Raw genomic sequence first — 8,142 nt, 5'->3', positions numbered from 1 at the left:
AGATCGGGCAGTTCACTTACCACACCTGCCAACCCTTCTGCCTGTAGAGCGGCTTCCATAGCCCAGCAGATGTCTTTTTCCTTTTTGAGATGGATGAACAGCACACGATCCGGTTCAATGCCAAAGGTTTTTAATCCCGGAGGAAATATTATTCTTTCGGGGCTTATCCAAACGCAGAATCCGCCATTTTGCATGAGGCTGCCCAGTATGCCGGCAATAAATCCGCACGTGGCGGCTGTGGCAGTAGCAGTAGGGCTGATACATTCATGTATGGCGCCTGTTGGGAATGCCTTATTGGGAAAAGCCTCCAGCACCGGGCCCAACGCAACTTTCCTGCCAGGTGGATCAGCCACCGGTCGCTGCCTCTGCATGCGCAGAATATCCTGCTGTAGCCGGGTAATGATGTCTGTTTGTGCCATATTCGCAATACAAGAATACTAAATATTTTAGTATTTCGATATTAATTTTGTTTGATGCTGACAATCAGCCGGTTATGGTAGCATAGTTTATTTTAGCTGCATTGATTTGTATTTGGTCATTTATACAATGCAATATTCCGGGTCATCTCAAAGACCTTACCGATAATGAGTAACTTCTGCACATGACAATCGAAGCTGATAGCTGAAAACCGGCTACTACCGGCAGCTTTTTGGTTGAAGCTCCAGGCTAAAATATTATTGAATAAGTTTTTGACAATTAGCCGTACGAGCCTATTTTTGCGCCGGAGAGTTGGCAGAGTGGTCGAACGCGGCGGTCTTGAAAACCGTTGACTGTAACAGGTCCGGGGGTTCGAATCCCTCACTCTCCGCAAGCCGGCAAATGACCCCGCAAACGCGGGGCATTTTTGTTTTCACGGACGTGCAAAGCCTGCTTTGCAAAGTGAGTGAAAACAAAAATGCAAATGAGCGAAGCGAAACAGTCATTTGCCGGCTTAGGCCCGCCCGCCGCAGGCGCCAGGGATCATTGAAAATAATCCCTCACTCTCCGCCTTCGCCCGCCGAAGCTTAAAAACAAAGGCGGGCTTTTTTGTGCGCAATTCATCTTTTATCATTGCCCGTGGTAGCGGGCTTCGGACGCTTGGCCAGAGCTTCAGCGTCGGCGCACGGACAAAGTCCGTTTTGTCAAAAAGTATTATACCGGTTAATCTTCGCCCGCCGAAGAACGGCTTGCCCGCCATTTAAAGGGTATGTATCTGCAACTAAACTTCATCGCCCACTCAAATTATTATAGTGTTGCTCTCTTACAGAAAGATATAAAGTGTACCGATTTGAAAAATATTTGAAGTCGGGATCCGGGCAGAGCCTTTGTAATAGACACCTGCTGTAAGGAGCCCGCAGGCTATCCAACAACTACTTTTTACCGCTTAAAATAATAGAATGTGGAAAATTTACCATTCAAAAGTACATTGTAAAAACAGGTGTATTTAAATTATATCATCATTAACGTAAATAATATTTTACAAAAACATGTATATTTGTAAATTATAATTATCATTATAAAAAATAAGAAATCTCCAATATTACCCGGTACAGCTAAAATCCTTGCAGGCTTTGGTGAAAATATCAAATTAGCCCGCCTGCGCCGTAAGCTAAGTGCAGAGCAGGTAGCAGAAAGAGCGAACATAAGCCGGCCGACCCTGCTTTCCATAGAAAAAGGCATGCCCGGGGTGGCTATGGGTTCTTATGCTCAGGTACTTTTTGTATTGAACCTGGAAAAGGATTTATTAAAAGTGGCAGCAGATGATATGCTTGGCAGAAAATTACAGGACGCAGAGCTTATCGTAAAAGAAAGAGCACCCAAAAAATAAATACAGCAATGGCAGCGAACATAAAAAAAGACATCCGGGTATATGCACATTGGCTGGGCTTACAGGAGCCATCCTTAATGGGAGTGCTGTCGGCATCACCGGCAAAAGGAAATGGATGCACATAATAATTTATGGATTGCAAAATTTCCAAGCAGAAACGATGATAAAGATATGGCGGCCTGGGAAATGGTAACCAACCAACTGGCAATAACAGCAGGAATAAGTGTTGCTGGAGGAAAGTTGCAGCTAATTATAAGATTTCTAATGCGGCACAAGAAAGAATGTCAGCAGCATTTTATTGATTTTTTATCTTTGCCGGAACGGGCAGGTTTTATGAATAAAAAATTTTATGTACGTTTGTAATATGCTTCCCGTAGCAAATAAAAAGACCCGCAAAATGCGTCCTGTATAGCAGGCATTCTCTCTTTTTACTTTTCCTATTATTTTGTTCTCTCTTTTACCATCACTTAAAAACGTTTGCTATGCTACGGCAAAACTACAGCGCCTATACGGCTGCGGATCACCATACATGGTCTGTTTTATTCAACAGGCAGGTGAAAAAAATAAAAGAAGTTGCTTACCCTGATTTTGAGACCGGGTTATCCAAACTGGGTTTCCGGGCGAGCTACATCCCTGATTTTAAACGCATCAATAAAAAACTGGAAACGCTCACCGGCTGGCAGATATATGCGGTGCCGGGACTGATTGATAACCGATTTTTTTTCGAAAAAATGCTGCACCGGAAGTTTGGGGCAACCACCTGGATACGAAAACCAGGGCAGCTCAACTACCTCGAAGAGCCCGATATGTTCCATGATGTATTCGGTCATATCCCACTTCTCACCGATCCTTTGATCTGCGATTTCCTGCATGGGTTGGCTGAGATCGCCGCAAAGCACGGATATGCGGATACGGTTGTAGAAATGCTTGCCAGGCTTTACTGGTATACCATCGAATTTGGTCTCGTGAAGGGGAATGCCGGGCTAAAGATATACGGGGCAGGGATCCTTTCCTCCATTGGTGAAACGGATTTTTGTCTTTCTGAAAAGGCGAACCGGGTGCCGCTCGATATAGAAACCATCATTGCAAAGCCCGTCATTAAAGATAAATTCCAGGACTGCTATTTTGTGCCGGATTCGATGCGGCAGTTGCCGGCTTCGCTGCCCGTCGTTTCGGAAAAGATCAATACCCTTTCCTATGCGTCCTGACTATCCATCCAAGTTTTTTTCGGACAGGCGTCACCGTTATGTCCTTCTTTTGCTCTCGCTCGAAGAGTCCTCATGTCTTTAATGCCAAAGACGTCTTTTCTGTTTTTGATCTCTCTTCATTTCTAAAAAAAAATTAATGCAAACAACAGTTCGTCCGGCTGCAGGTATCGCCGGCAATAAGGATTTTCTTCCGCTTCTCGGAACGGATCATATAGAATTTTATGTAGGCAACGCCAGGCAGGCTGCCCATTATTACAAAACAGCTTTCGGCTTCCGGTCGCTTGCTTATGCCGGCCCTGAAACCGGTTCAAAAGATAAAGTAAGCTATGTGATCCGGCAGCAAAAAATCATCCTCGTGCTCACAACGCCATTGAGACCGGACAATGAGATAGCAGACCATATCTACCGGCATGGTGATGGCGTGAAGGCGCTGGCGCTGCGTGTAGATGATGCCCGCGATGCCTGGCAGCAAACTACACGAAGAGGAGCTGAAAGCTTTCTGGAACCAACCGGACTCAAAGATGATAGGGGCGTGATAAAGCTATCGGGCATTCGTACCTATGGCGACACCGTTCACCTTTTTGTGGAAAGGCAGTATTACCATGGCATTTTCCTGCCCGGCTTTGTGAAGTGGGAACCGGGATACCAGCCTTCCGAAACCGGCCTGCTCCACGTAGATCACTGCGTTGGAAATGTGGGATGGAACGGCATGAACAGGTGGGTGGGCTTTTACGAAAACGTGATGGGATTTAAAAACATCCTTTCTTTCGATGACAAAGATATTTCAACTGAATACTCAGCACTTATGAGCAAGGTAATGAGCAACGGCAACGGCTACGTGAAATTCCCGATCAATGAGCCGGCGGAGGGAAAGAGAAAATCACAGGTAGAGGAGTTCCTTGATTATTACGGTGGCGAGGGCGTACAGCATATCGCCGTGGCAACCAATGATATCGTGGCAACCGTGCGCAGGCTGCAGTTCCGCGGCGTTGAATTCCTGCAGGTTCCGCACACATACTATGATGATCTTAAAAAAAGGGTAGGTGATATAGATGAAGATATAGAAGCGCTGGCCGAACTGGGTATACTGGTTGACCGGGATGAAGAAGGCTACCTGCTGCAAATTTTCACGAAGCCCGTTGAAGACCGGCCCACGCTTTTCTTTGAGATCATCCAGCGCAAGGGGGCCCGGAGCTTTGGAAAAGGGAATTTCAAAGCCCTCTTTGAAGCTATAGAAAGAGAGCAGGCGCTGAGAGGCAATTTATAAAACTTAAAATTTTAAGCAATGCCTTATTATAAAAAGCTTGGCAATATCCCGCATAAACGCCATACGCAGTTCCGCGCACCAAACGGGGAGCTCTATTCGGAACAACTCTTCTCAACCGAAGGCTTTTCCAGCGACTATTCACTGCTTTACCATCTTCATCCGCCCACGCAGATAAAGAATACAGGAGATACCATTGACCTGCGCCCGGAAGCTGCAACCCCAAAAAAGCTGCAGCACCGCAGCTTCGATGGGTTTCGGATCATCCCGGTGAAAGATTACCTGCGGAGCCGGCAGGTGATTTTGTTCAACAGCGACTGCCATATTTCACTTGCCGCACCGGAGCAGGCTATGAAAAACTATTTCTATAAAAATGCTGATGCGGATGAGCTGATCTTTGTGCATGAAGGCAGCGGCGTTGTGCACAGCCTGTACGGCAACCTGGGCTTTGCTGCCGGCGATTATATCATTATCCCCCGGGGTACCATTTACCAGGTAGCATTTTCGGATGAGCGGAACCGCTTGCTGATCGTTGAATCCTTCAGTCCCATACGCTTTCCCAAACGTTATCTCAGTCCTTACGGGCAACTGCTGGAACATGCACCCTGTTGTGAGCGGGATATAAGGCAGCCGGGGGAACTCATCACTCACGACCAGAAAGGAGAGTTCCTGCTGCGCGTTAAAAAGCAGGGTCATCTTTACAATTTATTCTATGCCACCCATCCTTTCGATGTAGTAGGATGGGACGGCTGCTGTTATCCCTTCGCTTTTTCGATCCACGATTTTGAACCCATTACCGGCAGGGTGCACCAGCCGCCGCCGGTACACCAGACTTTTGAAGCCGGGAATTTTGTTGTTTGCTCTTTTGTGCCACGCCTTTTTGATTATCACCCCGAGGCTGTTCCGGCGCCCTACAACCACAGCAATATTGACAGTGATGAAATACTGTATTATGTGGATGGCGACTTTATGAGCCGCAAGAACGTAACGCGGGGTATGATCACCCTGCATCCTTCGGGCATACCGCATGGCCCGCATCCGGGCGCCGTGGAAAGATCCATTGGTGCAAAAGAAACCGGGGAACTGGCAGTTATGATAGACACCTTCCATCCGCTGCAGCTCACAACGCGGGCGCTGGAAATTGAAAACCCCGGCTACACCATGAGTTGGGCAGAATAAAATGTACAGCAACAATAAAATGAACAGATGAAACTGGTTACTTACTTATCGGGCAGTGAAGAAAGGTTAGCAATGCTTTCCGGCGACCTGCTCTATGATGCAGCAGACCTGCACTCTTCATTACCCTCAACAATGCGGGCTTTCCTTGAAGGCTGGGATGATCTTTATCCGTTGATTGCACAAAGCAAACCGGGGGGCACAGGGATACCCGTTGATGATGCATTGCTGCTGGCGCCTGTGCCACACCCTGTTTCGTTGCGCGACGGCTATGCTTTCCGCCGGCACGTGGAAACGGCAAGACGCAACCGCGGGCTGGATATGATACCTGCTTTCGACGCGTTTCCTGTTTTTTACTTTGGCAATCATACCACGGTACAGGGACAGGGCGATATTCACTGCATGCCCGACCATTTTGAAAAGCTCGATTACGAGCTGGAATGCGCCATCGTGATATGCAGGCAGGGCACAAACATCCCGGCAACGGAAGCAGACCGTTATATCGGCGGTCTGATGATCATGAATGACATGAGCGCAAGAACTCTGCAGATGGAGGAAATGCAATTGAGCCTCGGACCGGCAAAAGGAAAGGATTTTTGTACTGTGCTGGGTCCCTGGCTGGTTACCACCGATGAATTGGAGCAATATGAAACACCCTGTAAGCCCGGTCATACCGGAAGATCCTGGAATTTGGAGATGACCGCCGCGGTCAATGGCATTACATTGAGCAAAGGCAATTTCGCTGATATGAGCTGGACCTTTGCCGAGCTGATAGAACGGGCAAGCTACGGTGCAACCCTTTATCCAGGTGATGTGATCGGCAGTGGTACCGTTGGCAGAGGCTGCCTGCTGGAGCTCAATGGCACCGCCAGGCGTGAAAGCCCCGGTCACAAGGAACAGTGGTTGCAGCCCGGCGATAAAGTAGCGCTGGAGGTCACGGGGCTGGGAAAGCTATGTAATACCATTATACGGCAGCCCACTCATTGGAGCATTCTCAATCAAAAGAAAAAACATGCTGATACATCTCGCTGAACTGCCGGCTGCCACGCGGCAGCAATGGTTGCAACACGCCATCGCTCCAAGGCCCATTGCCCTGGTAAGCTCCGTTAACAAAAAGGGGGAAGCGAATCTTGCACCCTTCAGCTTTTTCAATATGGTCTCTACCGAGCCGCCGCTGGTTGTCTTTTCACCTGCCCGTCGCCTGCGGGATGGCAGCACCAAGCACACGTTCGGCAACGTGCTTGAAACAGGCCAGGCGGTTATCCATATGGTAACCCACGGTATGCTACAGCAGGTTTCGCTTGCGTCATGCGAGTATCCTGCGGGAGTGGATGAATTCGTTAAAGCAGGCTTTACCAAAGAACCCGCTACGATGGTTACGCCACCAATGGTAAAGGAAAGTCCCGTTAAGTTCGAATGCAAGATCATCAAAGTAGAGTCTCTTGGTGGTGCAGGCGGTGCCGGCAACCTCGTGATCGCAGAGCTGCTCTGCATGCATGTAAGTGATGAGGTGCTCAATGCGGAGAAAACCATGATTGACCAGCAAAAAACAGCGCTGGTTGCAAGGCTTGGGGGTGACTGGTATTGCTGCGTTGAACCCGCAAACCTTTTTAAAGTGCCCAAACCCAATACGAAGCCGGGGATGGGATTTGATGCCCTGCCGGCAGGTATCCGAAACAGCGATGTCCTTACAGGTAATCACCTGGCGCAACTGGCAAATTTTGAAACCGTTCCGGTGCGGAACGAAACCTATACGCATGAATTGCTCAACCTGCGCCTGCGCACCGTGGAAAACATAGCACAAAGAAAAAAACTGCTGCGTGCCGAAGCTGTACAACTGCTGGAAGAAGGCAGAGCCCCGGAAGCCTGGCAGGTGCTGTTGATGGAGTAGCGGCCTTTTACCGGGGAAAGCCCATCTGCCGGCTTTACTTTTAAAGCTTTAATAAATTATTAACAATATAATATGGTACTATTTTGCTTCTGACGCGTCTTATTAATAAAGACAATTAGAATATAGTCAATTTTCTCATAAGCAGTTAGTTTTGGTTGCGGCCCCTGTTTTCACAGGGGCCAATTTTTTGTACATAATAAAAAAAACGCTGCAACGGCTAACCGCAATTGTTATATGAGCCGCTTTCTCAGGAGATCAGTTTCCCGCATTTGAATGAACAGGAGGTAGTCACACCGCAACAATTTATCATAAGACACCAATTAAGATACCCCCTTTCCCGTTATAGCAAATACACTTTAACCCGGATAAAATGCACAAAGTATTTTTCTTTACCAAAGAATGCAATACCACCAGCCATATAGAAAAGGCATACTACCGGGTAGAAATAAACAATAAAAAGCAGGCATTTTTTTATAAAAAAGGCTTTCTGTCGACCCCCTTTTATATTGAAAGGATTGATAATGTAGACGACGATAAGCATTTAAAAAGCTATCTTAAAATCTTGCTGAGAGCAAAGGTGATGGTCTACGAGAATTAAATGATTTCGTTAGTGAGTGTTACTTCAGCCCCACAACAGACACAATGCTGAGCAACTAACTTATGGGACTTTCGGCATGGCGAAGGGGTTCAGATGCTATTATTAACATGAATGTTATAGCACAGATGCCTCCTTGGGTCGGCATGACAGGCAGCGGTGCGATGTTCAATATTGGTACAACTGTTCAACATTAGTACT

9 protein-coding genes, 1 tRNA gene and 1 pseudogene are annotated in these 8,142 nt (G+C 47.4%); 10 read left to right on the top strand and 1 reads right to left on the bottom strand.

Going from position 1 to position 8,142, the window contains the following annotated elements; translation table 11 throughout:
* On the bottom strand, positions 1 to 419 hold a 419-nt coding region (locus PLH26_RS17965; RefSeq protein WP_502876407.1), incomplete at its 3' end, for an ImuA family protein.
* Between the two features lie 304 nt (positions 420 to 723).
* Between PLH26_RS17965 and PLH26_RS17960 the strand changes: the two genes are divergently transcribed.
* The 10 genes and pseudogenes from PLH26_RS17960 (at position 724) to PLH26_RS17915 (ending at position 7,944) form a co-directional block, all read left to right on the top strand.
* Positions 724 to 808: transfer RNA gene (locus tag PLH26_RS17960), tRNA-Ser, on the top strand.
* Positions 809 to 1,480: 672 nt separating this feature from the next.
* Positions 1,481 to 1,657 (top strand): annotated as a pseudogene (locus tag PLH26_RS17955) (helix-turn-helix transcriptional regulator); the annotation flags it as partial.
* Positions 1,658 to 1,807: a hypothetical protein gene (locus PLH26_RS17950; protein WP_324587413.1), complete on the top strand. Its 150-nt coding sequence runs from the start codon at positions 1,658 to 1,660 to the stop codon at positions 1,805 to 1,807.
* A gap of 111 nt (positions 1,808 to 1,918) precedes the next feature.
* Entirely contained in the window at positions 1,919 to 2,170 is a 252-nt protein-coding gene (locus tag PLH26_RS17945; RefSeq protein ID WP_324587412.1) for a hypothetical protein, read from the top strand.
* Between the two features lie 119 nt (positions 2,171 to 2,289).
* Positions 2,290 to 3,015: a hypothetical protein gene (locus tag PLH26_RS17940; protein ID WP_324587411.1), complete on the top strand. Its 726-nt coding sequence runs from the start codon at positions 2,290 to 2,292 to the stop codon at positions 3,013 to 3,015.
* 136 nt (positions 3,016 to 3,151) lie between these two features.
* Positions 3,152 to 4,282 (top strand): 4-hydroxyphenylpyruvate dioxygenase, encoded by a 1,131-nt coding sequence (gene hppD, locus PLH26_RS17935; protein WP_324587410.1) that lies wholly within the window; start codon positions 3,152 to 3,154, stop codon positions 4,280 to 4,282.
* Between the two features lie 18 nt (positions 4,283 to 4,300).
* Positions 4,301 to 5,458 (top strand): homogentisate 1,2-dioxygenase, encoded by a 1,158-nt coding sequence (locus tag PLH26_RS17930; RefSeq protein WP_324587409.1) that lies wholly within the window; start codon positions 4,301 to 4,303, stop codon positions 5,456 to 5,458.
* Between the two features lie 27 nt (positions 5,459 to 5,485).
* Entirely contained in the window at positions 5,486 to 6,487 is a 1,002-nt protein-coding gene (locus PLH26_RS17925; protein ID WP_324587408.1) for a fumarylacetoacetate hydrolase family protein, read from the top strand.
* The gene (locus PLH26_RS17920; RefSeq protein ID WP_324587407.1) at positions 6,468 to 7,346 is read left to right on the top strand and encodes a flavin reductase family protein; all 879 of its coding nucleotides are present in this window, start codon (positions 6,468 to 6,470) and stop codon (positions 7,344 to 7,346) included. The genes PLH26_RS17925 and PLH26_RS17920 overlap by 20 nt, the downstream gene beginning before the upstream one ends.
* A 370-nt stretch (positions 7,347 to 7,716) precedes the next feature.
* On the top strand, positions 7,717 to 7,944 hold the full coding sequence (locus PLH26_RS17915) for a hypothetical protein (RefSeq protein WP_324587406.1): 228 nt from the start codon (positions 7,717 to 7,719) through the stop codon (positions 7,942 to 7,944).
* Positions 7,945 to 8,142: the final 198 nt, after the last annotated feature.

It is taken from the genome of Agriterribacter sp., from assembly GCF_035444585.1.
GTDB lineage: Bacteria > Bacteroidota > Bacteroidia > Chitinophagales > Chitinophagaceae > Agriterribacter.
Note: the sequence above shows the minus strand (reverse complement) of the source record. Positions and strands in the feature narration are given on the sequence as shown.